Here is a 23508-nt window from a genome sequence, read left to right as displayed (position 1 = left end):
GGCTAACGGGCGGGGCCGGCCCCACCCGCTAGCCGGCCCCGCCCGTTAGCCAGCCCGGCCGGGACCCAGTTACGCCGCGGCCTAGAACCCGTGGCTGAGCACCAGGCCCAGCGCGAACAGCACGCTGTAGCCGAGGTTGATCAGCCCGGTCTGCTTCAGGACCGGGATCAGGCTCTTGCGCTTGCGGCCGTTGATCATCAGCCATGCCGGCATCAGGCAGGCCGGAATCAGAAGCAGGACGATCAGCATCCACGGCCGCCCGGGCGCCAGGATCACCACCAGCATGATCGCCACGGCGAGCATCAGGACGTAGCTCTCCCGGGCATGTTTGTCACCCAGCCGCACGGCCAGGGTCTTCTTGCCCGCCTGCATATCGGTGGGAATGTCCCGCACGTTGTTGGCCATTAGCAGCGCCGTGGCGATCAGCCCGGTGCCGATCGCACCGATGATGGCCGGCAGGTTGATCTGCCCCGCCTGCGTGTAGGTGGTGCCCAGTGTGGCCACCAGCCCGAAGAACACAAACACGAACACGTCGCCCAGGCCCATGTAGCCGTACGGGTTTTTGCCGCCGGTGTAGCCCCAGGCTGCCATGACGCAGCCCAGCCCCACCAGGATCAGCCACCAGCTCTGGGTGATCACCACCAGGATCAGCCCAAAAACCATGGCGGCGGCAAACGTACCGAAGGCGGCATATTTGACGTGCTCGGGTTTCGCGGCGCCTGAACCAACAAGGCGGAGCGGGCCCACCCGGTCATCGTCGGTGCCGCGGATCCCGTCCGAGTAGTCGTTCGCAAAGTTCACGCCCACCTGCAGCAGGAGCGCCACGAGGGCGGCGAGGATGGCGTTGAACAGAAGGAATGAATCCATCTCGTAGGCGGCGGCGGAGCCGATCAGCACCGGCGCAATCGCAGCGGGCAGCGTCCGGAGTCGGGCGCCTTGGATCCATTGTGCGGCTGTGGCCACGGTCAGTACCTCGCGTTGGTTTGGGGAAGGCGGCAGGGTGGGGGCCCTGCCCGGTGGTGCAGGTCTACTTTACTTTCCCTGGTGCAGGGCGTTCAGTTTGGCGGCCATGGCCAGCCGGTCGGGCTTGCCGTTCGGGAGCAACAACAGCGAGGAGGCAGCGAGCACGGTTTTGGGTGCAAGGATGCCCAGCGTCCGGTGCCACTCCTGTTCGAGGACGACGGCGTGGTCCCGGCTTGGCGTGGAGCCGCCGGCTTCGGCCGGCCCGGCACCCGTACCGGAACCGGCCAGTGCCACGTAAGCCGCCACCGCCTGGCCCCACTCAGTGGACGGGACGCCGGTCACAAAAGCCGCGGCCACGCCGTCGGACTTTTCCAGCTCTTCCTGCACGTGCGCGGCAGACACTTTGATGCCGCCGGTGATGATGACGTCGTCGGCCCGGCCCAGGACGGTGAGGCGGCCGTCCTCGTCGATGGTGCCGAGGTCGCTGGTGCGGTACCAGCGCACGCCGTCCTCCTCGAAGAAGGTGCCGGACTCCTGGTCCGGGGCCTCCAGGTAGCCGGCGGCGATGGTGTCGCCGCCCAGCAGGATCCGGCCGTCCCCGTCCACCCGGACCGAGACACCTTCCAACGGATAGCCGTTGTAGATGCAGCCGCCGGAGGACTCGGCGGAGCCGTAGGTGGTGACCACGCGGACGCCCGCATCCCTGGCAGCGGCCAGCAGCGAAGCGGAAGCAGGTGCCCCACCCAGCAGGACGGCATTGAAGCGGCGGAGCACAGCCAGCGTTTCCGGCGACGGATCCTCCAGCAGCCGCTGCAGCTGGGTGGGGACCAGCGAAGTGAACCGGATCTTATCGGTCAACTCCAGGGCGGCAGCAGTGAAGGCTTCAGGCGTAAACCCGCCAGACATGTCCATCACCCACGGGCGGGTGCCGGCGAAGAGGGAACGGACCAAGACCTGGATGCCGGCGACGAACTGCACGGGCAGCGCCAGGAGCCACTGGCCCTCGCCCTTGAGCGCCAGTGCCGTGGCCATGGAGGACGCGGCCAGGGATTCAACGGTGAGGACGGTGGCCTTCGGTGTGCCGGTGGACCCGGAGGTGCGGACCACGGCCACGGCGTCGTCGCAGCCGGGCGTTTCCACATGGCCCACCACCAGGTTGCCTTGTTGGTCGACGGATAGTTCGACGGCGGGGCCCTCGCCGTGGAGGGCGGCAGCCAGGGCCTTCAGTGCGGGATCGATGTTGAGGGCGCCGCTTGGTGCGGTGTTCGCTTGGGGGCCTGTGGGTTCGGTGCTCATTGCCGGTCCTCCCTTAGAAGTAGTGCGGGAAGCCGGACCAGTCGGGATCGCGTTTTTGCAGGAACGCCTCCTTGCCCTCCACCGCCTCGTCCGTCATATAGGCCAGCCGGGTGGCTTCGCCGGCGAACACCTGCTGGCCGGCCAGGCCGTCATCGGCAAGGTTGAAGGCGAACTTGAGCATCCGGATGGCCTGCGGTGACTGCCGGGCGATATCGGCCGCGTACTCCAGGGCAACCTCTTCGAGGCGTTCGTGGTCCACGGCCTCGTTCACGGCACCCATCCGAACCATGTCTTCTGCGGAATATTCGCGCGCAAGGAAAAAGATTTCGCGGGCGGCCTTCTGGCCGATCTGGCGCGCCAGCAGGGCTGAGCCGTAACCGGCGTCGAAGCTGCCTACGGTGGCGTCCGTCTGCTTGAACTTCCCGTGCTGGCGGGAAGCGATGGTGAGGTCCGCCACCACGTGCAGGGAGTGTCCGCCGCCGGCTGCCCAGCCGTTGACGACGGCGATGACCACCTTGGGCATGGTCCGCATGAGCCGCTGGACTTCCAGGATGTGCAGCCGGCCGGCGCGGGCCGGGTCAATGCTCTCCTGGGTCTCGCCATCTGCATACCTGTAGCCGTCCCGGCCCCGGATCCGCTGGTCGCCGCCCGAGCAGAAGGAGTGCCCGCCGTCCTTGGGGGAGGGCCCGTTGCCGGTGAGCAGGACGGTGGCGACGTCCGGGGACATCCTCGCATGGTCCATGGCCCGGTACAGCTCATCAACGGTGCCGGGGCGGAAGGCGTTGCGGACCTCGGGCCGGTCGAAAGCGATCCGGACCGTGGGCAGGTCACGCACCCAGCCGCCGTCGGAATCCCTTTCCACCTGGCGGTGGTAGGTCATGTCCTGGAAGTCGTCAAAGCCGGACACCACACGCCAGCGGGTTGGATCGAAGACGTCGGACACCGAGGCGGGGATTTGGTTGCTCACCGTCCAAGTCTAGTAATCGGGGTCAGCTGATGCAGAACTCGTTGCCCTCGGGGTCCGCCATGGTGTGCCAGAAATGCGGGCCCTCATTGGCTGTCCAGAGGAATGTTGCGCCGCGGGATTCGAGCTCCCGGCGCACCTTATCCTTGTCCCGGCCGGCGAGGTTGAGGTCCCAGTGCACGCGGTTTTTGACGGTCTTGCCCTCCGGCGCCGTCTGGAAGAGAATCCGCCGCTGCGGTGCTTTCGCTTCCAGCTCCTCGGGCGGCCGGATCGCGCAGCCGGTGGCCCACACGAGCTTGCCGTTGTGGGTTGTTGTCTGGTCCTCGGTGGCGTAGCCCTGCTCAATCATGGACCGGATAAAGCCCTCGTCCTGGGGCTCCACTGCCCACTCGAGGGATTCGGCCCACCATTGGGCCAACTGGTGGGGATCGCGGCAGTCAACAACAATCTGGATATTCAGTCCCATGCCCCCAAGCTACGTGGACCCGGGCCTTTTCGACAGGGCCCAAGAGGCCTCGGACAGCAATGGGTGCCCACGCCGCAGGGTGCCCTGGGCGGGCTTGCGGGCTTGCGGGCTTGGGGAGCAACGCGGGGTCAGACCTTGCCCAAAAATGGGGCTTTTAAGGGCCGGATCTGACCCCGCGTTGGTTTCAGGCCTGGACCTGCTGGAGCTGTTCGTAGACCTCGGGCGGGATGGCGTAGATGAACACCACCGCCAGCAGGTTCTTGGCGGCGTGGACGAAGTAGGAGAACATCAGGTTCTTCCCGGTCCAGACGTACACGAACACCAGCGTGGCGCCCATGGCCAGGTAGGGCAGCAGGACTGTCAGCGTCAGTGCTTCCTTACCCACGATGTGGGGTGCCGCAAACAGGAACACGGACAGGACACAACACACCCAGATGTTGATCCGGCGGCTCAGCTTCCCGATCAGCAGGTGGCGGAAGATGTATTCCTCCACGAACGGGCCGACCACCACCAGCAGCGGGACCATCAGCCACGCCGGGACCTGCTGCATTAAGGCTTGGAGTCCGGCCTGGTTCTCGGACGTCGCCACGCTGCCGCTGGCTGCCACCGCGATGGCCGAGAGGATCATCATGGCGATCACAGCCGCAGGCACCATCAACAGGGTGAACCAGGGCCGGGTTGCAAGAACCCGCAGGTCACGGCCAACTACCTTGCGTGCCGCCAGGAGCGCGAGAATTCCCACTGAGGCATAAAACAGCAGGTTCATGGCGTAGGAAGCGGCGGCGGCCGTGGGCGCGAGCTGCCGGAGGACGGGCGCCACCAGTTCGCCGGCCACCGCGAAGAACCCCGCAATTGCGACATAAAGGCCCACCGCGGCGAAGTCGAGGGGTGAAAACCGGTACAGCTGCGGCTGTGGTGCGGGTGGTCGGCGGTGAACGGTGGCCATGGTTTCAGCCTATCCCCACCCAACTGGCTCGCAGGTAACGCAGTCAAAAACGCGGCCGGGGACGTCAATTGCGGGCTACTTGGGTGGGATAGCCGATTGACTCCCGCTTGACTCAGTAGGCGCTGGCAGGCAGGCTGGAGCGATGAAGTCCTGACAACAGCCCGGCCACGCCGGACTGTTCCCCCAAAATCCAAGGCCGTTGGCCGGGCGCCCCATCTTCCGGACTCGCTCCCGCGGCCGCACTTCGGAACTTTGCGAGGACTTCCCTTGACTGAACACCTGAACCTTACCGGCGTTTCCCACGGCTACGGCGACCGCCTGTTGCTGGACCACATCGACCTGGCCATCACCCCTCGCGAGCACGTGGCGGTGGTGGGCGAAAACGGCGCCGGCAAATCCACCCTCCTGCGCATACTGGCCGGGCATGAGCCGCCGCAGGAAGGCACCGCCACCACCAGCGGCCGGGTTGGATATCTCGCCCAGACCCATGGGCTGCCGGAGTCGTTCAGTGTGGGTGATGCCATTGACGCTTCCCTCGCCTCCCTCCGCTCGTTGGAAGCGGAACTGGACCGGCTCGAGGCCGGGTTGGCCGACGCCGCAGACGACGACCTGGAAACCTACGGCAGGCTGCAGACCGAATACCAGCTCCGGGAAGGCTATGCCGCGGAATCCCGGGTGGAAGCTGCGCTGGACCGGCTGGGCCTGGGCGGCCTGGACCGGAGCCGGACACTCGGATCACTGTCCGGCGGCGAGCAGGAACGCGTGGCCCTGGCCTGCGTCCTGGCCGACCCCGCGGACATCCTGCTCCTGGACGAACCCACCAACCACCTCGATGCCCGCGGCGTGGCATGGCTCGAAGAACGGCTGGCAGCGCACCGCGGCATCGTGGTGGTGGTTTCGCACGACAGGATGCTGCTCCGCAAGGTGGCCGCCACGATCATCGAAGTCGATGCTGAGCGCCGCACTGTGACCCGCTACGGCAACGGTTATGACGGCTACCTCCGCGAGAAGGCCGCCGAACGCCAGCGCTGGGTCCAGCAGTACCACGGCTGGCTGGACGCCATGGCAGCCGAGAAGCTCCAGGCGGAAACGCGGCCGGGGAACATGGGGTACGGCCGCAAACGCGACGCCGACAAAATGGCGTTCGGCTTCAAAACGGGCACCTGGGAACGGGCCGCGAGCAGCCAGGTCCGCAATGCACGGGAGCGGTTGCGGCGGCTCGAAGCCAGCCCGGTGGAGCAGCCGCCCGTGCCGCTGCGGCTCGCGCCGCCAGCAGGGATGGGATATGAAGCCTCGCCAGACGGCACCAGCACCGCCGGGGCGCCTGCGCAGCAGGTGCCATTGGAGGCCCCCTTGACTGCCCTCGCCGTGAGCGTGCCGGGACGCCTGCAACCTACGGATTTCCAGGCCGGCGTGGGCGAAAAGATCCTGATCGTCGGGCCGAACGGTGCGGGCAAGTCCACGCTGCTGTCGGTGCTCGCCGGAACGTTGGCGCCCGCCGTCGGAAGTGTCACCCGGCCCGAACGGGTGGGCTACCTGCAGCAGGAACTCGAACTGCCGCCGCGTCCGTCGCTCCGGCTGCTTCCGGCGTTCGCGGCGGGCCTGGGCGGCAACATCGACGAACATGCCGAAGCCCTGCTCGGGCTGGGGTTGTTCCGCACCAGCGAGTTCCATGTTCCTGTCGGCAGCCTCTCCGCCGGCCAGCAGCGCAGGCTGGCCCTTGCCCGGCTGCTGCTCGGTGGCTACGGCACCCTGATTGTGGACGAACCCACCAACCACCTGGCGCCCGTCCTGGTGGAACAGCTGGAGGCTGCGCTCGCCGTGTTCAGCGGAACCGTGGTGATGGTCAGCCACGACCGCGCCCTCCGGAAATGGTTCGCCGCGTGCCAGCAGTCCGCCGGGGAAGGCAACGGCGGGAGCGCCACGGGGCGCTGGATCCGCTACTCGATGGACCGGGGCGTGCTCGCGCCGGCCTGAACCTCACAGGCCCGGAAAAACCGTGAGTTTTGCGTTAAAGGATCGTTACCGGGAAACCGGCAGGCTGAAACATGGGCGGCGCAGGATGGGCGGTAACAGTTGTTGCCGGCCGAAAGGGAATGCCCATGCTGACCAAGAACCTTTTCCTCCAAGGCATCTTCCACTTCCAGGGCGCGGGCATGGAAAAGCCGGTGCCCATCCACAGCGAACTCTCGCACTACGTCCCGGACGGGGTGATCAACCAGACGCTGTACTTCCGCGGAGGTAACTCAAGCTCCGAACTGATCACGGTTGTCCTGCTGCGCAACGGCGTGCCCATGCGGTACTTTCCCATCGGAGCCAAGAGCGACGTCCATGTTCCGCTGCGGGTGGTGGAGGACATCGAGGGCGGGTCCGCCGTCGAGCTTTACATTGCGGCCCCAGAGGGCGTCACCGGGTCCGTGGTGATTGACCTGGGCATGGTGGAGCACTGATGACCAGGCTGCTGGAGACTCCACGTAGCCGTTCGTCCGCGCAGGGCCCGCGCCGGCGGCTGGTGGTGATCGGCAACGGTATGGCCGGAGCCCGGGCCGTGGAGGAAATCCTGGCCCGCGGGGGAGCCGCACAGTTCAGCATCACCATGTTCGGCGATGAGCCGTATGGAAACTACAACCGGATCATGCTCAGCCACGTCCTCTCCGGCGAGGAAAGCGACGCCGACATCTTCCTCAACTCCCTGTCCTGGTACCGGGACAACGGCATCACACTGCATGCCGGAGTGAGGGTGGACAGGATCGACCGTTTCACGAAGCATGTCTTCTCCAGCGACGGCAGGGTGACCCCCTACGACACCCTGATCATCGCCACCGGGAGCCGCTCCCACATGCCGCCGATGGACGGGCTCTACACCCCGGGCGGGCAGGTCAAGCAGGGCGTGTTCGGGTTCCGCACCATCGATGACACCCGCAAAATGGTGGCCTATGCCCAGCATGAGCACCACCGCCGGGCGGTGGTGATCGGCGGCGGACTGCTGGGACTTGAGGCAGCCTACGGGTTGCGGAGTCACGGCATCGAGGTTGAGGTGATCCATTCGGCCGGTCACCTGATGAGCGCCCAGATGGGGCCCGACGGCGGTGCGGTGCTCCGGCGCAGCGTGGAGGCCCTGGGCATCGGGGTACTTACCGGCAGCCGCACTACCGCTGTGCTGGGCAGCGACAGGGCCACCGGGGTCAGCCTCCGCGACGGCACCGTGATCCCGTGCGACATGGTGGTGGTGGCTGCAGGAATCCGCCCTAACGTGGACCTGGCAGTCCTGAGCGGCCTGCCCGTGGAACGGGCGATTGTGGTGGATGACAGGCTGCGGGTGCAGGACGAGGACGACATCTACGCGGTGGGGGAGTGCGTTCAGCACCGTGGAGAGGTGTACGGGCTGGTGGCGCCGCTGTGGGAGCAGGCCGTGGTGCTGGCCAACCAGGTCACAGGGACTGACACCTCCGCCCTGTACTTGGGTTCACGCACGGCCACCAAACTGAAGGTGGCCGGCGTCGAGGTTGCCTCCATGGGACTCCACGGGCCGGAACTCGACACCGACGAGCACATTGTCTTCTCCGAACCCAGCCGGGGCGTCTTCAAATCCATCGTGGTGCGGGACAACAAGATGGTGGGCGCCACGCTCCTCGGCGACAGCCGGAAGGTGGCCTACCTGACCCGGGCGTACGACCACGGGCTGCCCCTGCCCGAGGAACGGATCGGTTTGATGTTCGATCTCGGCACCCCCGGCGGGGACACCGGAGTGGCCGATCTCAGCGACGACGCGCAGGTCTGCAACTGCAACGGTGTCAGCAAAAAAGCGCTGGTAAACGCTGTGCAGGGCGGTTGCACCACCGTTGCGGGAGCCATGGAGGCCACCCGCGCCGGCAAGGGGTGCGGCTCGTGCAAGCTGCTGGTGCGGCAGGTGGTGGAATGGGCGGCCGATGGAGACGTGGCCGAGGACGCGGCGGCCAGCTACTACGTCCCGGCCATCCCGCTGGACAAGGCGGAACTGATGGCGGAAATCCGGAAGCGGGGGCTGCGTTCGGTCTCGGCTGTGTTCCAGGCGCTCGCGCCCGGCGGCGAGGATGCAAAGTCAAAGATGGGGCTTGCCTCGCTGCTGAAGATGATGCTTGGAGACCAATACATTGACGAACGCGACGCCCGGTTCATCAACGACCGCGTGCACGCCAACATCCAGCGTGACGGCACCTTCTCGGTGGTGCCGCAGATGAAGGGCGGCGTGACGAGCGTCCAGCAGCTGCGCCGCATCGCCGATGTTGCCGAAAAGCACAACGTCCCGCTGATCAAGCTCACCGGCGGGCAGCGAATCGACCTGCTGGGGATCCGCAAGGAGGACCTGCCCCAGGTATGGGCGGACCTGGACATGCCTTCGGGTTATGCATACGGCAAGAGCTTCCGCACCGTGAAGACCTGTGTGGGCAAGGACTTCTGCCGCTACGGAACAGGGGATTCCACCAAGCTGGGCGTTGAGATCGAATCTCGTTTCCAGGGGATCGAGGCGCCGGCCAAGCTGAAACTGGCGGTGTCGGGATGCCCCCGGAACTGTGCCGAGTCGCTGGTGAAGGACGTTGGCGTGGTGGCTGTGGAAGGCGGCCGGTGGGAGATCTATGTGGGCGGTGCTGCCGGCGCCCACATCCGCAAGGGCGATCTCCTTGCCACCGTTGATGATCCCGAAGAGGTCAAGATTCTCACGGGCAGGTTCATGCAGTACTACCGGGAACGCGCCAACTGGCTGGAACGGACCTACGCGTTTGTTCCGCGGGTAGGGATCGAGCATCTGCGGGATGTCATTGTGGCCGATTCGGAGGGCATCGCGGCGCAGTTGGACGCGGCGATGCAGGACGCCGTCGACAGCTACCAGGACCCGTGGGCAGAACGCACGGACCCCATGACGCCGGGGCAGTTCCGCACCTCGCTGCCCCTGACTGTGCTCCCACAGGTGCCCGTCCGATGAGCGCCGAGATGGCAACAGGAGGGAAGGCGCATGTGCTGGGCCCGGTGGAGCAGATTCCGCCGGGCGAAGGCAGGGCCTTTGCGGTGGACGGCGGGCAGGTGGCCGTATTCCGGCTCCGCGACGGCTCGCTCCGGGCGCTCCCTGCAGTCTGCCCGCACAAGGGAGGCCCGCTGGCCGACGGCACCATTGACCTCAATGTGGTGGTGTGTCCGCTGCACCAGCACGCATTCGACCTGGCCACAGGCTGTTCCACCACCGGCGCGGACAACCTCCGCCCTTACGAAGTCTCCACGGACGGGCAGCAGAATCTGGTCCTGCAGATGCCGGTGTAGCGCGCGTCACGTAGCACCCCTTTGCATCTTGTAAGATAGACGAGCCGCTCGAAGCTTCGGCGCCACGAGAGATTCCGATCACATTCGGATGCCCAACAGGCATTTCCCCGAATTTTGTGAGCGGAATCATTCGTGTCCCGGATGCGGCCAACCCCCAACCCACAAGGAACCGTTGTGCCTCAAAGTACCCCCACAGACCTCCAGAACCCCACGGCACCATCCACCGCCGTCGACCCCACCCTCAGCGCCGAGGGCTACAGCAAAACGCTGGGCAGGCGCCATGTGACCATGATCGCCATGGGCGGCGCCATCGGCGTCGGCCTGTTCATGGGTGCCGGCGGACGCCTGGCCTCCACCGGTCCGGCCCTGATTTTCTCCTACGCCATCGCCGGCGTCATCGCGTACCTGCTGATGCGGGCGCTGGGCGAGCTCATCATGTACCGCCAGACCTCCGGCTCGTTCGTCAGCTACGCAGGCGAAATGTTCGGCAAAAAGGGCGCCTACCTCTCCGGCTGGATGTACTTCATCAACTGGGGCATGACCGGCATCGCCGAACTCATCGCGATAGGCCTCTACTTCCAGTTCTTCTTCCCCAATGTCCCGGTGGAAGCCTCCGCCATCGCCGCGCTGGCGCTCCTGGTGGCAGTGAACCTGCTCAGCGTCAAGGCGTTCGGCGAGTTCGAATTCTGGGCCTCCTGCCTCAAGGTGGGCGCCATCCTGATCTTCCTGGCCGTGGGCACCTATATGGTGGTCACCAACGCCCAGGTGGGCGACGGCCATGCCTCGGTGGCGAACCTCTTCGCCGCTGAAGGCGGCATGTTCCCCAAGGGCGCGCTGGTGATGGTCCTGGTCCTCAACGCCGTGATCTTCGCTTACAACGGCATCGAACTGGTGGGCATCACCGCCGGCGAGATGCAGAACCCGGAACGCGAAGTGCCCAAGGCGATCCGCGCCGTCGTACTCCGCATTGTGGTGTTCTACGTCGGTTCCGTCACCCTGCTCGCCATGCTGCTGCCCTCGGACCAGTACGTGGCCGGCACCTCGCCGTTCGTCACCGTTTTCGGCCAGATGGGCCTGGGCTGGGTGGGCGACGTGATGAACATGATCGTGATCACCGCCGCCCTGTCCTCCTGCAACTCCGGCCTGTACTCTATCGGCCGCGTGTTCCGCACCATGGCCAACAACGGCCACGCCCCGCAGTGGCTCACCAAGATGTCCAGGCGCCACGTCCCGTACGCGGCCATCCTTGCCATTGCAGCCTTCTACCTGGTGGGCATCCTGCTGAACATCTGGCTCGGCGGCTCCTACGCATTCGACCTGGCCCTCAACTCGGCCTCCATCGGCGTGATCTTCTGCTGGGGCTCCATCTTCGCCAGCCAGATTGTGCTGCGCCACCGCAAGGGTGTTACGTCCAGCCTGCCGATGCCCGGTTCGCCGTGGACCAGCTGGGCCGGCCTGGTGGGCCTGCTCGCCATCACGGTGCTGATCGGCTTCGACACCATGACCAGCAAGAGCGGCGAGGTGTTCTACCTGGGCCTCTGGACCCTGGCCACCATCCCGTTCTTCGCGGTGGTCCTGTGGCTGGGCTGGCAGAAGGTCAAGAACAACCAGCCCAAGAGCGAGCTGTACAGCTAACTCTTCGTGCAGGCCGTTTAGCCTGTAGAAACCGCGACGACGGCGGGCCACCCTTTCGGGGCGGCCCGCCGTTGCCGTTTCTCCAGCCCACTCCAGCCCAGTTTTTACCGGCGGGCAGCGTAACGGCCTCCGTCCAGCCCGGTTTTGCCGCTAAAAACCGGGCTGGACTGTTCGCCGCGCGCTCAGTCCTTCAGGTAGCGGGAAAAGTGCTCCTCGATCCGCTGCCAGGCTTCGGGGGCGGACTCGGGGTCCGGGCCGATTCCCATGACCCGCATCAAGGGCCGGAGTGCGGCAGGGCCAAGGTCGGCGTCGTTGAGGAAGGAGTGGCCGGCAGTGGGAAATTCCTTGACGTTGTGCTCGATCCCGAGGCTGGTGAGGGCTTCCTCGAGCTTGTGGGCGGCACCTTTGAGCGTAGTGTCCCTGCCGCCGTAGTTGGCCACGATGGGGCAGGCGCCGCGGAGTGCGTCCTCCAGGTCTCCGGGCAGCCGGCCATAGTTGACCGAGGCGGCGTCAAAGCCGTCGCGGGCTGCGAGCAGTGCGAAGCCGCCACCCATGCAGAAGCCGATGACGCCGGTCTTTCCGTTGGACTGCGGCGCTTCGGCCAGCCATGTCCGGGCTGTGGCGAGGTCCGTGAAGGGGCGCCCGCTGCCCTTGAGCATGCTCCGCATAGTGCTGACCAGGCAGCGGCGCGCGCCGCCCTCGCTGAACAGGTCAAGCGCGAGGGTCAGGTAACCCGCACTGGCCAGCCGGTCCGCATGCCGCCGGGTCATGTCGTTCAGCCCGAACGCTTCGTGGATCATTACGACGCCGGGAAACGGGCCGGGGCCGGGCGGTGTGGCAAGGTAGCCGCCCAGGGAGGGGGAGCCGCCGGCCGCGGTGCTCTCGGCGCTCAGGTCTGCGTAGGTCATGGCTAAGGCTAACCGCGTCTGGGAGGGGAGTCCCGCCGTCGGCGTTTCCACCTGGCGGGCGGCGTGGCAGTGGTGCCGCGTGCGCGGCCGGGGCAGACTGGGGCTTGTGAGTGAACCATGGGTGCTGCATGTGGACCTTGACCAGTTCATCGCGGCCGTCGAGGTGCTGCGCCGGCCCGAGCTCGCGGGCAAACCGTTGATTGTTGGCGGCCGCGGCGATCCCACCGAGCGGGCGGTAGTATCCACGGCCTCGTACGAGGCCAGGGCGTATGGGGTGGGCTCGGGGATGCCGCTGCGCATCGCCGCCCGGAAAGTGCCCGACGCCGTGATCCTGCCCGTGGACCATGAGGCCTACCTGGAAGCATCGGACAACGTTATGGCGGTGCTTCGCGCGCAACCTGGCGCCACAGTCCAGGTGCTGGGCTGGGATGAAGCGTTTGTGGGGGTGCAGGCCGAGGATCCCGAGGCCTATGCCCGGCAGATGCAGCGTGCCGTCCTAGAAGAGACCCGGCTGCACTGCAGCGTGGGCATCGGTGACACGCTGGTCCGGGCCAAGGTGGCGACGACGTTCGGCAAGCCTGCAGGCGTGTTCCGGCTTACCGGCGAGAACTGGCTCGAGGTTATGGGGAGCCGGCCCACCATCGACCTGTGGGGCGTGGGAACGAAGGTCTCGCGCCGCCTTGCCACGCTCGGCATCAAGACCGTCGCCCAGCTTGCGGCGTCCAACCCCGATGACCTGGTCCCCGAGTTCGGACCGAGGATGGGACCCTGGTACGCCCAGCTTGGGCGGGGCGACGGTTCGCGGACGGTGGATGACACGCCATGGGTGGCGCGCGGGCACAGCCGGGAAACCACGTTCCAGCGGGACCTCACGGAACCCGGGCAGATCGAGGAGGCAGTCAGGGAACTGGCGGCGCATGTGCTGGAGGACGTCGCAGCCGAGGGGCGCCCGGTAGTCGGATTGACGCTCAAGGTCCGCTACGCCCCGTTCATCACCAAGACGTACGCCCGGAAGATTCCCGAGACCTCAGTTCCGGAGGAAGTGCTCGCCCGGGCCCTCGACCTTATGGCGAAAATCGAGCCGGACCGCCCCATCCGGCTCCTGGGGTTGCGGGCCGAAATGACGATGCCTGAGGACTCCCGGCAAGGGCATACCCCTACCCGCAGCGGATGGTGATGGTTCCGTCGGGTGGCTTCCCCCGGACCTGGACATGGACAAACAGAACGGCGGCGGATCCCTGGGGATCCGCCGCCGTTTCGCTCTGTTACAGCCGGCCCGGTAGAGCCGGACTGCCGCAGGAAGATGCTAGTCGCGCTTGAACTCGTCCTTGACGCTTTCGCCGACCTTCTTGGCGTCAGCCTTGACCTGGTCGGTCTGGCCTTCAGCCTTCAGACGGTCATTGTCGGTGGCATTGCCCGTTGCTTCCTTGGCCTTGCCGCCGAGGTCTTCTGCTGCGTTACTGATCTTGTCTCCGAGGCCCATGGTGGTGGCCTCCTTTCGTTTCCGTTGATCAAACAGTGCCTTTTCACACTAACACGAAGCTTGCTTACTATTTCAAGCCTTCCGTTTTCCGGGCGGTGGGGGCGCCTGTTGATTGTCTGGGCCCGCGGCTAGGCTCGGAGCATGGACCACAGCATGAGCCTCACCCAGCACATTCAGGCGCCACCGGAAAAAGTCTGGTCCGTTATTACGGACATCCCGGGCTCGGCGGCTACCCTTTCCGGGGTTGATTCCGTCCAGCTCCTCACCGATGGCCCATACAGCGAGGGGACGCGCTGGAAGGAGACCCGGAAGATGTTCGGCAAGGCTGAAACGGTGGAGATGTGGGTGGCCGAAGCCGAGCCGGGCCGAAGCACCACCGTCAAAGCCGAGCAGGGCGGTGCGGACTACACCACCCGGTTCAGCCTGTCCCCGCGTGACGGCGGCACCGACCTCACCCTCACGTTCGGCGCCGAGGTCATCAAGCCCACCGCCGCCAGCAAAATCATGATGCTGCTGTTCGGCAGGATGGGCATGGCCGCCACCAGGAAGGCCCTCACCAAGGACCTGACGGAGATCGCGGCTAAAGCGGAATCGCTTTCCTAGTGGCGGCCCCAGCCGGTCGAGGCGGCGCTGCTAAAGCGGGGTTAAAAGTTACTGCGCCCAGGCTTTCGCCTGTTGTGTTGGCGGACCTCACCGAGGATCCCGGGGAGGGGTTCCGGCGCGGTGCAAGGCACGACGGCGGCCGGTACAGCCGTGTGGAGGCCGACGGCCTGGAACTGGGCGGCACGGATTTTGCGGAGTGCGAGTTCCAGGGCGTCTCCTTTAACGACACCCAGCTGCGCGGTTCCTCCTTTCGAGACTGCATCCTGGGTGAGTTGTACGCGCCCGTCTTTAGGGCAGCCCGGACCACCTGGCGGGACGTTGAGCTGCGGAACCCACGCCTGGGATCCGCGGAACTGTACGAGAGCGGCTGGCAGTCGGTCCGGATCGACGGCGGCAAGCTGGACTTCCTCAACCTGCGGGGCGCCAAGCTGACGGACGTGCTGATCACCGACTGCATCATCAACGAGTTGGACCTCGGTTCTGCGGCAGGCACCCGGGTGGCGTTGAAGAACTGCACCATCGGTTCCCTGGACCTCAGCGGGGCAAGGCTCAAGGACTTCGATCTCCGCGGCACCGAATTCCGGAGCATCAGCGGGCTCGGCAGCCTGGCCGGCGTGGTGGTCGATGAATACCAGCTGGGCCTGTTGGCGCCCCTGCTCGCGGCGCATCTGGGCGTCACGGTCATCTAGGACCGCTGGTATCCACTTCAGACACCTGCCGTGTACTATTTACAGAACGAACGGTCGGTAAGTGAACCCAACTGGGTAGCGCCAACTGTCGTTTTGGACCCTCAAAACGACACTTCGCGCTACTTGGTTGAGGGAGCTGCCGGCCGCAGATGACAGTGCTGTTTATCGCGTGAAGGGTGTTTCCATGGCTGCAACCGCAGGTCCGCAGGCTTTCCTTGTTGGCGGGGTCCGAACGCCGGTGGGCAAATACGGCGGCGCGCTGTCGTCCATCCGCCCCGATGACCTGGCGGCCCTGGTAGTCCGGGAAGCGGTGAACCGGGCGGGCCTGGATCCGGACAGCATCGACGAAGTGATCCTGGGCAACGCCAACGGGGCCGGCGAGGAAAACCGGAACGTGGCGCGGATGGCCACCCTGCTCGCAGGGCTGCCCCTCCATATCCCGGGCATCACCGTCAACAGGCTCTGCGCGTCCGGTCTGAGCGCCATCATCCAGGCAAGCCACATGATCAAGGCCGGCGCCGCGGACATTGTGATTGCCGGCGGCGTTGAGTCCATGAGCCGCGCGCCATGGGTCCAGGAGAAGCCCACCGCAGCCTTCGCCAAGCCGGGCCAGATCTTTGACACATCCATCGGCTGGCGTTTCACCAATCCTCGGTTCCACAAGGGCGAGCTGTCCCGTGACGGCAAAATGACCTATTCCATGCCGGAAACCGCCGAGGAAGTGGCCCGCGTGGACAAGATTTCGCGCGAGGACGCCGACGCCTTCGCCGTCCGCTCCCACCAACGCGCCCTGGACGCCATCGCTGCCGGCCGGTTCAAGGACGAGATCGTCCCGGTCACGGTGAAGACCCGGAAGTCCGAGCATGTAGTGGACACGGATGAGGGCCCCCGCGAGGGCACCACCCTGGACGTGCTTGCCGGACTGAAGCCGGTCACTCACGGCGGCAGCGTGGTCACGGCCGGCAACTCCTCGTCGCTGAATGATGGCGCCTCAGCAATCATCGTCGCCTCCGAGGCAGCCATCGAACGGCTGGGCCTGACGCCGCGCGCCCGGATCATCGACGGCGCCTCGGCCGGCTGCGAGCCGGAAATCATGGGCATTGGCCCCGTGCCCGCCACGCAGAAGATCCTGAAGCGGAGCGGCCTGAGCGTAGGTGACCTTGACGCCGTCGAACTTAACGAAGCCTTTGCCACGCAATCCCTGGCATGCATCCGCCGGCTCGGCCTGGACCCGGACATCGTGAACCTCGACGGCGGTGCCATCGCTTTGGGGCATCCGCTGGGTTCCAGCGGGGCCAGGATTGCCATCACGCTGCTGGGGCGGATGGAGCGGGAGGATGCCAGGGTGGGACTGGCCACGATGTGCATTGGCGTGGGCCAGGGTACGGCGATGCTGCTGGAGAAGGTCTGATGGCGGCCGCTGTGGACCTGGCGGCGGAGAAGTTCCATGCGCTGCTGGTGGAGGAGCGCACCGACCGTGTGGTGGTGCTCCTCAACCGGCCCGAGGTGCGCAATGCGATCGACCAGCAAATGGTGGATGAACTCCACGTGGTCTGCACGGCACTGGAACAGAATCCGAAGGTGCTGATCCTCGCGGGGGTGGACGGTGTGTTTGCCTCAGGGGCGGACATCGCCCAGCTGCGCGAGCGGCGCCGGGATGATGCGCTGCAGGGGATCAACTCGACCATATTCGTCCGGATCGCCAAGCTGCCCATGCCTGTTATTGCGGCCCTCGACGGGTACTGCCTGGGCGGCGGGGCCGAGCTCGCCTACGCTGCCGACTTCCGGATCGGCACTCCCGCCGTCCGGATCGGCAACCCCGAAACCGGGCTGGGCATCCTCGCCGCGGCCGGTGCGAGCTGGCGGCTCAAGGAACTGGTGGGGGAGCCCGTAGCCAAGCAGATTCTTCTCGCCGGGCGGGTCCTTGGCGCGGACGAAGCCCTCGCGGTGAACCTCATTACAGGGATCCACGAGCCCGAAGTACTGCTGGACGCGGCCCATGACCTGGCGGACCGCATCGGCCGCCAGGACCCGCTGGCGGTGCGGATCACCAAGTCTGTGTTCCATGCACCCGCCGAGGCGCATCCGCTCATAGACCAGCTGGCCCAGGGCATCCTCTTTGAGTCCGAGGCCAAGTTTGACCGGATGCAGAAGTTCCTCGACAGGAACGCTGAGAAGAAGGCCGCCAAGAGTGCCGATACCGAGACCCGGGAGAAGAAATCATGAGCACACCACAGCTTTCCCCTGGCCTGCCGTCGAAGGTTGGTGTCCTGGGCGGGGGCCGCATGGGTGCCGGCATCGCCCACGCCTTCCTCGTCAAGGGCGCCGACGTGCTGGTCGTTGAGCGCGACGAGCCATCTGCAGAGGCCGCCCGGGAACGCGTTGAATCTGCTGCCGCCAAAAGCATCGAGCGCGGCGTCGTTGATGTGAACCTGGACGAGCTCGTGTCCCGGCTGGCCGTGGGTGTGGATTACGACGCGTTCAAGGACCGGCAACTGGTGGTCGAAGCGGTCCCGGAGGACTGGGACCTGAAAGTCACGGCGCTGCGCGGCATCGAGGAGCGGCTGGACGCGGACGCGTACCTGGCGTCCAACACCTCGTCCCTGTCCGTGGACGGCCTGGCCGGGGAACTGAAGCGGCCCGAAAACTTCCTGGGCCTGCACTTCTTCAACCCGGTTCCGGCGTCCACGCTCATCGAGGTGGTACTCGGCAAGCGCACGTCTGCCGGACTCGCTGCCGCGGCGAAAGGCTGGGTGGAGGCACTCGGCAAGACCGCCGTCGTCGTTAATGACGCTCCCGGCTTCGCATCCTCACGGCTGGGCGTTGCTATCGCCTTGGAGGCGATGCGCATGGTGGAGGAGGGTGTGGCGTCGGCGGAGGACATCGACGCAGCCATGGTCCTTGGCTACAAGCACCCCACCGGGCCCTTGAAAACCACGGACATCGTGGGGCTGGACGTCCGGCTGGGCATCGCGGAATACCTCCACTCCACGTTGGGGGAGCGCTTCGCCCCGCCGCAGATCCTCAAGGACAAAGTCGCGCGGGGCGAGTTGGGGCGCAAAACCGGGAAAGGCTTTTTTGACTGGTCCCGCTAGTGCCGTGGGCTAGTCAAAAAACCCGACGATGTAGCCCACGAAGTAGAGCAGCGCCAGCAGGACCACCACCGCGATCGCAGCGATCACGGCGACCTGTGTGCCCTTCTTCGTGCCGTGCTCGTCATGGCCCTGCGTGGTGCTGGTGGAGGCTTCCCCGGGCGGCGTCTCGCCCGGCGGTACGCCGCCTCCCGGCTCCAGGCCAGTCAGCTTGTCCTCTTCCGGATCCGGATTGTGTCCTGACACGTCATCTCCCTCGTTCGCTTGCCGGGGTCCGTTCCCCGCGTAATGGGCTGCGGAGGTTGGACCTTAGGCTGGTGCAGTGACTTTCCTAGAACCCCTTACCCTGACCGGGCGGTATGTAACCCTCGAGCCGCTGGCCGCGGAACATCACGACGGACTGGTGGAGGCTGCTGCGGACGGTGAGCTGTGGCGGCTTTGGTACACCTCGGTGCCGGCTCCTGAGGAGATGGCGGCGGAAATTGACCGGCGGCTCGCCCTCCAAAAGCAGGGCTCAATGGTGCCGTTCACAACCAGGCTGATCGATCCGGCAACGGGCGGTCCGGGCAGGATCGTCGGCATGACCACGTACATGAATATCGACGCCGGGACTCCCCGCGTGGAGATCGGCTCCACGTGGAATGCCGCTTCCGTGCAGGGGACCGGGACGAATCCGGACTCGAAGCTGCTGCTCCTGCGCCACGCGTTTGAGGTGCTGGGCTGCCCCGCCGTGGAGTTCCGGACGCACTGGCTTAACCATCAGTCGCGGGAGGCCATCGCGCGGCTCGGCGCGAAGCAGGACGGCGTACTCCGCAACCACTCAAGGACCCGGGACGGCATCCTCCGCGACACCGTGGTGTTCTCCATCCTGGAACACGAATGGCCCATGGTCCGCGCCGGGCTCGAATACCGGCTGGCCCGGCGCGGGTAGGGGTTTTTCAGTTACTGGTTACCGCACTAGCTGTGCCGGTTTGACCGCCTCCAGCAGCGCGGACGCGTAAGCGCGGTGGCCTTCCTTGTTGGGGTGGAAGTTGTAATCGGCCGCGAAGTTATTTGGATCTAGTTGCAACCAGGGCTCCGCTGTGTTGACCGCATGGCCTGCAAACTCGCTAGTTACGTCGACGAACTTTATATCTGTCAGCGGCAAAGCATCGACTTTTCGAACAGCCTGTGCGATGGTTCCATTCACCGCCAAGGTGGCCTGGTTCATTGCCGCTTGATTTGCTGGTGGGATGGGCGCGAAAGGACTAGACGGGGCAAATAGCAAGGGGTACCCAAGCACCGCAATCCTCGCATTGGGTGCGATTACTTGGATGGTTCCATACGTTTGAATCAGGCTTGCCGTCAGGAACCCTAGCGCCTTGGGTGAAGTTGCGGCTGTCACGGCCGCGCTGCATGTGGCCTCGTCCGAGAAGGCGCACACCCCCAACACGCGCGCAAAACCAAGATCGTTAGCGCCCGCGGTCATCGAGACAAGCTCGGTTCTACGGGATAGGTCCCTCCGGGCGACCAAGGAGCGAATCTGCTCCTGCACAGTTGGCGTATAGATGACGGGGTCATACGTTGGGCTCAGCCTGGAGAGGACCGCGCCGTGACAGGCCCCGTTCGCTGCCAGTTTTATCCTGCCGCTGGCTCCCACAAGATCGACGTATCCGGGTTGGCTCTGCCAGCAATCAACATTTGGCGGGCGCAGGGGTTCGCCCGCGCCCGTTCCCGCCGTATACGAATCACCCAGCGCCACATAGTCCACCTGCTCTTGCGGCGCCGCGTCAGCGGGGACCGCTGTGAAGCCAAGTGCCATGACGAGGGTGGCGAGGAAAGCGGCGAAAGCCGAGCGACGCCGTCGTACTGCTCTGTTTTCCATGGGGTTCTCCTTTGGACGGCGGGAAGCGGGCAGGTATGTGCCACCGTACGCCTGCCCGTTCCGCCCGTCACCGGCCACAAGTACCCATATTTGCCCAACACTCCCCGCAACGTGACGTGCACCCTACCTAACCCCTGTGATTAGCTGTCCGGATGAAGAGAGCGGACGGGTCCATGGGCTGGGATGGTGCTGCCAATGCGTGGCATGTCGCGGGCGGTGTTTACCGCATGGGGCGGCGCGAATGGCTGACGGCGGCGGGCTGGCGGCAGGCGTACGACGGCGGCATCCGCACCGTGATCGACCTCCGCAACGCTGCGGAGGCGCGCCGCCGCGAAACCGATCCCCCGGTGCCCGAGTCCGCCTGGTCCGGTATCACAGTGGTTTCGGCACCCACCGAAGAACCGGGCGATCCCCGCTTCACGCAACTCGCCGGCCCATACCTCAACGACCCCGCCTACTATGCGGACAACGCCCGGATCTTTCCTGAAAAGCTGGCGGGCGTCTTCAAGGCCCTCGCGGCTGCATCCGCCCGTGGCGACGTGGTGCTGCACTGCGCCGCCGGCCGGGATCGCAGCGGAATGGTGGCGGCCATGGTGCAGGATCTGGCGGGGGACTCCGACCAGGACATCGCCGAAGGCTACCGGCGGGCAGCCCGTGGCATCAATGAGCGCTACCGTACCCACGGACCGCCGCACGACCGCGAGCGCTACGTTGAGGAACACGAACTGGTCCCCTTGCTGGAGAAGCGCGGCGACGCCGTTGTTGAGTTTGTGCGGGGCCTCGACACCCGCAACTTCCTGCTGCGCAACGGACTCACCTCCGCCGACCTTGACGCCGTTCTATCCCTCTGCGGAGCGGGGGTGCCACGATGAACAGGGACCACCTGAACGTGAACAAACTGCGCCGTGCCCTCTCCCTAAGCGCCGTTACTGGCCTGCTCGCTGCCTCCGCTTACGCGGCTGCTCCGGCATGGGCGGCGGGCGATGACAAGGCAAGTGGGGCCACCAGCCCCGTTGCAAGCTCAGCAGCAAGCCCCGCCACGGAGACCCCGGTGCCCGCCGCTTCCGGCGGCATTTCCGCAGCCGGTCTCGCGGATGCGGTCCAGCGCGACCTCGGCGCCACCCCGGAGCAGTTCGACGCGGCGGGGGAGCTGAGCGTCCGGGCAGAGGCAGCCGCCGTGAAGCTCCGCGCCGTCCCTGGCTACACGGGGATCCGGGTGAAAGACTCCAGGATCATCGTGACGGGCTTCGGAGCCGAACTGCAGGCAGCCGTACACGGGCTCATGGCCGCCGCTCCTGACCTTCCATTGGAACTGGAAGCGGCAGCTGCGCCTGAATCAGCAGCATCCGCATCCTTGGCGCCCGGGTCCGAACTTGCCGCCAGCACCGAGCAGCTTTTCCAGGCCTATGTGCGCGACGTCGGTATCACGGGCCTGCAGGCGGTAGCCAGCACTGGCTCCAAATTTGTCATCAGGACCGGGGGCGTGAACACGCCGGAATCGGCAGGCACCGCCACGCCGGCCGCTACGGCTTCCGCGGCGACGGAAACGGGCACCGGGAAGATCTCACCGTCGGAATTCGTGTCCAGGTACGCAAACGTGGAACTGGCGCCGGGCGCCCCTTTGAAGCCGGAAGCCGATGTGCTGGGTGGGGTGGGCTATGCAGCGGACAGCGGATGGATTTGTTCGACAGGTTTCTCCGCATTCGCCCCGGCTGGCCTGCCTGCCGTCCTGACCGCTGGGCACTGTGGCGAGGACGGCGCGTCCAAAACCGCTGACTTGTTGTTGCAGGGGGCGCGGGCAGGGTTGCTGGGCAACTTTGAGTTCAGCCAATTCGGCGGACCGGGCAACACCCCCGTACTGCAGCCCAATAACGCCACAGACCCAGGGAACGTGGGAACGGACGTCTCGGTCATAGGTGCCCTACGCGCAGACCTGGACCCGCTGCCGGCTGTTACCACGTGGAACGACCAGGCTGCCCCTGGACCGGACGTCAAAATCATCGGCGCGGCTGCCCCAGTGATCGGCATGGACGTGTGCCGTTCCGGCTGGCGGACCGGATGGTCGTGCGGCACTATCAGCGAGGTTGGGATTTACCTCATTGAGGGGAACAACTATGCAGCCGACCAAAAGGATCTCAGGGCTATCAGGGGCTTCCTGTCCTTGGATGTGCAGTCGGCTGGCGGCGACTCGGGCGGCCCCTGGATCAGCGGAAACTTCGCAGTGGGCATCCATTCCGCCGGGGAAAGCGGAGGCGCACAGAACTTCGCCCTGGCAGCCACACTGCAGGACGCCCTCGAGGTGCTGCCCGGGTACCAGCTGGAAGTCTTCCTGAACAAGCCGGTGCTGACCTCGCCCGCGCCTGGGGAAACCGTGCAGGCGGGGCAGACAATTTCGGGACGGATTCCCGCGGAGCCGGCCTCTGCGGCAGGTACCGCCGTCCGCATTGCCCTGCCCGGCCACGACCCTTTTGACGTGCCGGTGGACAATGCCGGCAACTGGAGCTTCAACGTTCCATGGCCTGCTGGTTCGTTGACCTTCCAGGCTGAAACGATTAGTGGCCACAGCCGTTCCAAGACCGCATTGCTGACGGCAGAGGTTGCGCCGGCTCCCCTGGCCGCCCCCACGATCGCGGCTCCCGCCGGCCAGCCCCTGATGGAGTTGACCACGCTTTCCGGAACGGGCGCTCCGGGTACAACGGTCACCGTGTCAGGCGATGTGGCTGCTTCCGGAACAGTAGGCCTGGACGGGCACTGGACGGCCAGCGTGGCAGGCACGCCAGCTTTCGGCAGTGTAACGGCCAAGGCCGTGCTGTCCTCGCCGGGAACGGCCGACAGCGCTGCTGCCACGGCAACAGTCCAGGTAACGCCCCCGCGTCCTGTCATCGCAAGCATCAATGACGGGCAGCATTTCCGCCAGGACAACCTGCCGCGAACCATTTCCGGCACCGGTGCGGAGGGGGCAGAGGTGACAGTGTCGATCGATGGCAAGCCCCTTGGCAGCCCCACATCGGGCGGCCCGGCGGGGTCCCGGTCGCCGGCAACGGCCCTGGTTCCGCTGGAGCTGGTTGCGGGCGGAACCTGGCAAGTTCCCTTTCCTGACGGACTGGCCCCCGGAACCCACACGGTTTCCGTAACCCAGGCCCTCGATGAACTGTCCTCGGCACCGGCTACCTCATCCTTCGTCCTGGACCCGCCCCCGGCTGACCCGGCCCCGCCGGTACCGCCGGCTCCGGCGCAAGACCCGCCCGCCGCCGTCGTACTCCCGCCCGCCAGCAACCCGGCGGACTTCGCCAATACCTCGGGA

23 protein-coding genes are annotated in these 23508 nt (G+C 66.0%); 14 read left to right on the top strand and 9 right to left on the bottom strand.

Annotated features, from left to right (window positions below; genetic code table 11):
- Positions 1 to 81 precede the first annotated feature (81 nt).
- The 5 genes from FNL14_RS12985 to FNL14_RS12965 form a co-directional block, all read right to left on the bottom strand.
- Complete coding sequence (locus FNL14_RS12985; protein ID WP_091416929.1) at positions 82 to 963, bottom strand: 1,4-dihydroxy-2-naphthoate polyprenyltransferase; 882 nt, start codon at positions 961 to 963, stop codon at positions 82 to 84.
- Between the two features lie 69 nt (positions 964 to 1032).
- Positions 1033 to 2259 carry an AMP-binding protein gene (locus FNL14_RS12980; RefSeq protein WP_142060658.1) on the bottom strand — a complete coding sequence of 409 codons (1227 nt, stop codon included), beginning with the start codon at positions 2257 to 2259 and terminating at the stop codon, positions 1033 to 1035.
- Positions 2260 to 2272: 13 nt separating this feature from the next.
- Entirely contained in the window at positions 2273 to 3226 is a 954-nt protein-coding gene (locus tag FNL14_RS12975; RefSeq protein WP_142060657.1) for a 1,4-dihydroxy-2-naphthoyl-CoA synthase, read from the bottom strand.
- Positions 3227 to 3248: 22 nt separating this feature from the next.
- Positions 3249 to 3689, bottom strand: coding sequence for a VOC family protein (locus FNL14_RS12970; RefSeq protein ID WP_142060655.1), 441 nt, complete (start codon positions 3687 to 3689; stop codon positions 3249 to 3251).
- Between the two features lie 184 nt (positions 3690 to 3873).
- Positions 3874 to 4635, bottom strand: a complete 762-nt coding sequence (locus FNL14_RS12965; RefSeq protein WP_142060653.1) for a CPBP family intramembrane glutamic endopeptidase — start codon at positions 4633 to 4635, stop codon at positions 3874 to 3876.
- Positions 4636 to 4902: 267 nt separating this feature from the next.
- Here FNL14_RS12965 and FNL14_RS12960 point away from each other — a divergent pair, with 267 nt between their 5' ends.
- The 5 genes from FNL14_RS12960 to FNL14_RS12940 all read left to right on the top strand — a co-directional run bounded on the left by FNL14_RS12960 (position 4903) and on the right by FNL14_RS12940 (position 11565).
- Positions 4903 to 6612, top strand: a complete 1710-nt coding sequence (locus FNL14_RS12960; RefSeq protein ID WP_142060651.1) for an ABC-F family ATP-binding cassette domain-containing protein — start codon at positions 4903 to 4905, stop codon at positions 6610 to 6612.
- Between the two features lie 125 nt (positions 6613 to 6737).
- Entirely contained in the window at positions 6738 to 7085 is a 348-nt protein-coding gene (locus FNL14_RS12955; RefSeq protein ID WP_142060649.1) for a molybdopterin oxidoreductase, read from the top strand.
- Positions 7085 to 9598, top strand: a complete 2514-nt coding sequence (gene nirB, locus FNL14_RS12950; protein WP_142060647.1) for a nitrite reductase large subunit NirB — start codon at positions 7085 to 7087, stop codon at positions 9596 to 9598. Before FNL14_RS12955 ends, nirB begins: the two co-directional genes overlap by 1 nt.
- Positions 9595 to 9930, top strand: coding sequence for a Rieske 2Fe-2S domain-containing protein (locus tag FNL14_RS12945; RefSeq protein WP_142060645.1), 336 nt, complete (start codon positions 9595 to 9597; stop codon positions 9928 to 9930). Before nirB ends, FNL14_RS12945 begins: the two co-directional genes overlap by 4 nt.
- Before the next feature lie 174 nt (positions 9931 to 10104).
- Complete coding sequence (locus FNL14_RS12940) at positions 10105 to 11565, top strand: amino acid permease (protein WP_091416909.1); 1461 nt, start codon at positions 10105 to 10107, stop codon at positions 11563 to 11565.
- Between the two features lie 182 nt (positions 11566 to 11747).
- Here FNL14_RS12940 and FNL14_RS12935 read toward each other — a convergent pair whose 3' ends face one another.
- Positions 11748 to 12473: a dienelactone hydrolase family protein gene (locus FNL14_RS12935; protein WP_142060643.1), complete on the bottom strand. Its 726-nt coding sequence runs from the start codon at positions 12471 to 12473 to the stop codon at positions 11748 to 11750.
- A 121-nt stretch (positions 12474 to 12594) separates the two neighbouring features.
- Here FNL14_RS12935 and FNL14_RS12930 point away from each other — a divergent pair, with 121 nt between their 5' ends.
- Positions 12595 to 13650, top strand: coding sequence for a DNA polymerase IV (locus FNL14_RS12930; RefSeq protein ID WP_142060661.1), 1056 nt, complete (start codon positions 12595 to 12597; stop codon positions 13648 to 13650).
- 129 nt (positions 13651 to 13779) lie between these two features.
- On the opposite strand, the gene FNL14_RS12925 is transcribed toward FNL14_RS12930, so the two are convergent.
- Complete coding sequence (locus FNL14_RS12925) at positions 13780 to 13956, bottom strand: CsbD family protein (protein WP_050053911.1); 177 nt, start codon at positions 13954 to 13956, stop codon at positions 13780 to 13782.
- Between the two features lie 141 nt (positions 13957 to 14097).
- Between FNL14_RS12925 and FNL14_RS12920 the strand changes: the two genes are divergently transcribed.
- From FNL14_RS12920 to FNL14_RS12900, 5 genes are all read left to right on the top strand, one after another.
- On the top strand, positions 14098 to 14559 hold the full coding sequence (locus tag FNL14_RS12920; RefSeq protein WP_091416902.1) for an SRPBCC family protein: 462 nt from the start codon (positions 14098 to 14100) through the stop codon (positions 14557 to 14559).
- A 77-nt stretch (positions 14560 to 14636) separates the two neighbouring features.
- Positions 14637 to 15248, top strand: a complete 612-nt coding sequence (locus FNL14_RS12915; RefSeq protein WP_255470823.1) for a pentapeptide repeat-containing protein — start codon at positions 14637 to 14639, stop codon at positions 15246 to 15248.
- Between the two features lie 184 nt (positions 15249 to 15432).
- Entirely contained in the window at positions 15433 to 16659 is a 1227-nt protein-coding gene (locus tag FNL14_RS12910) for a thiolase family protein (RefSeq protein WP_142060641.1), read from the top strand.
- Positions 16659 to 17474, top strand: a complete 816-nt coding sequence (locus tag FNL14_RS12905) for an enoyl-CoA hydratase/isomerase family protein (RefSeq protein ID WP_142060640.1) — start codon at positions 16659 to 16661, stop codon at positions 17472 to 17474. The genes FNL14_RS12910 and FNL14_RS12905 overlap by 1 nt, the downstream gene beginning before the upstream one ends.
- Positions 17471 to 18343 carry a 3-hydroxyacyl-CoA dehydrogenase family protein gene (locus tag FNL14_RS12900; protein ID WP_142060637.1) on the top strand — a complete coding sequence of 291 codons (873 nt, stop codon included), beginning with the start codon at positions 17471 to 17473 and terminating at the stop codon, positions 18341 to 18343. The genes FNL14_RS12905 and FNL14_RS12900 overlap by 4 nt, the downstream gene beginning before the upstream one ends.
- A gap of 9 nt (positions 18344 to 18352) precedes the next feature.
- Here the strand turns inward: FNL14_RS12900 and FNL14_RS12895 are convergent, their stop codons facing one another.
- On the bottom strand, positions 18353 to 18586 hold the full coding sequence (locus tag FNL14_RS12895) for a DUF6480 family protein (RefSeq protein WP_091416890.1): 234 nt from the start codon (positions 18584 to 18586) through the stop codon (positions 18353 to 18355).
- Between the two features lie 76 nt (positions 18587 to 18662).
- Here FNL14_RS12895 and FNL14_RS12890 point away from each other — a divergent pair, with 76 nt between their 5' ends.
- A complete protein-coding gene (locus tag FNL14_RS12890; protein ID WP_142060635.1) occupies positions 18663 to 19271 on the top strand; it encodes a GNAT family N-acetyltransferase in 609 nt (202 codons plus the stop codon).
- Positions 19272 to 19289: 18 nt separating this feature from the next.
- Here the strand turns inward: FNL14_RS12890 and FNL14_RS12885 are convergent, their stop codons facing one another.
- A complete protein-coding gene (locus FNL14_RS12885; RefSeq protein ID WP_142060633.1) occupies positions 19290 to 20204 on the bottom strand; it encodes an SGNH/GDSL hydrolase family protein in 915 nt (304 codons plus the stop codon).
- A gap of 152 nt (positions 20205 to 20356) precedes the next feature.
- Here FNL14_RS12885 and FNL14_RS12880 point away from each other — a divergent pair, with 152 nt between their 5' ends.
- Together FNL14_RS12880 and FNL14_RS12875 are read left to right on the top strand one after the other, a co-directional pair.
- A complete protein-coding gene (locus tag FNL14_RS12880; RefSeq protein WP_255470822.1) occupies positions 20357 to 21076 on the top strand; it encodes a tyrosine-protein phosphatase in 720 nt (239 codons plus the stop codon).
- A partial coding sequence (locus FNL14_RS12875) for a S1 family peptidase (RefSeq protein ID WP_142060632.1) occupies positions 21073 to 23508 on the top strand: 2436 nt, incomplete at its 3' end. The genes FNL14_RS12880 and FNL14_RS12875, both read left to right, overlap by 4 nt.

Source organism: Pseudarthrobacter sp. B4EP4b (assembly GCF_006680095.1).
GTDB lineage: Bacteria > Actinomycetota > Actinomycetes > Actinomycetales > Micrococcaceae > Arthrobacter.
The sequence above is the reverse complement of the archived record's forward strand: the minus strand, read 5'-3'. Positions and strand labels throughout refer to the sequence as shown.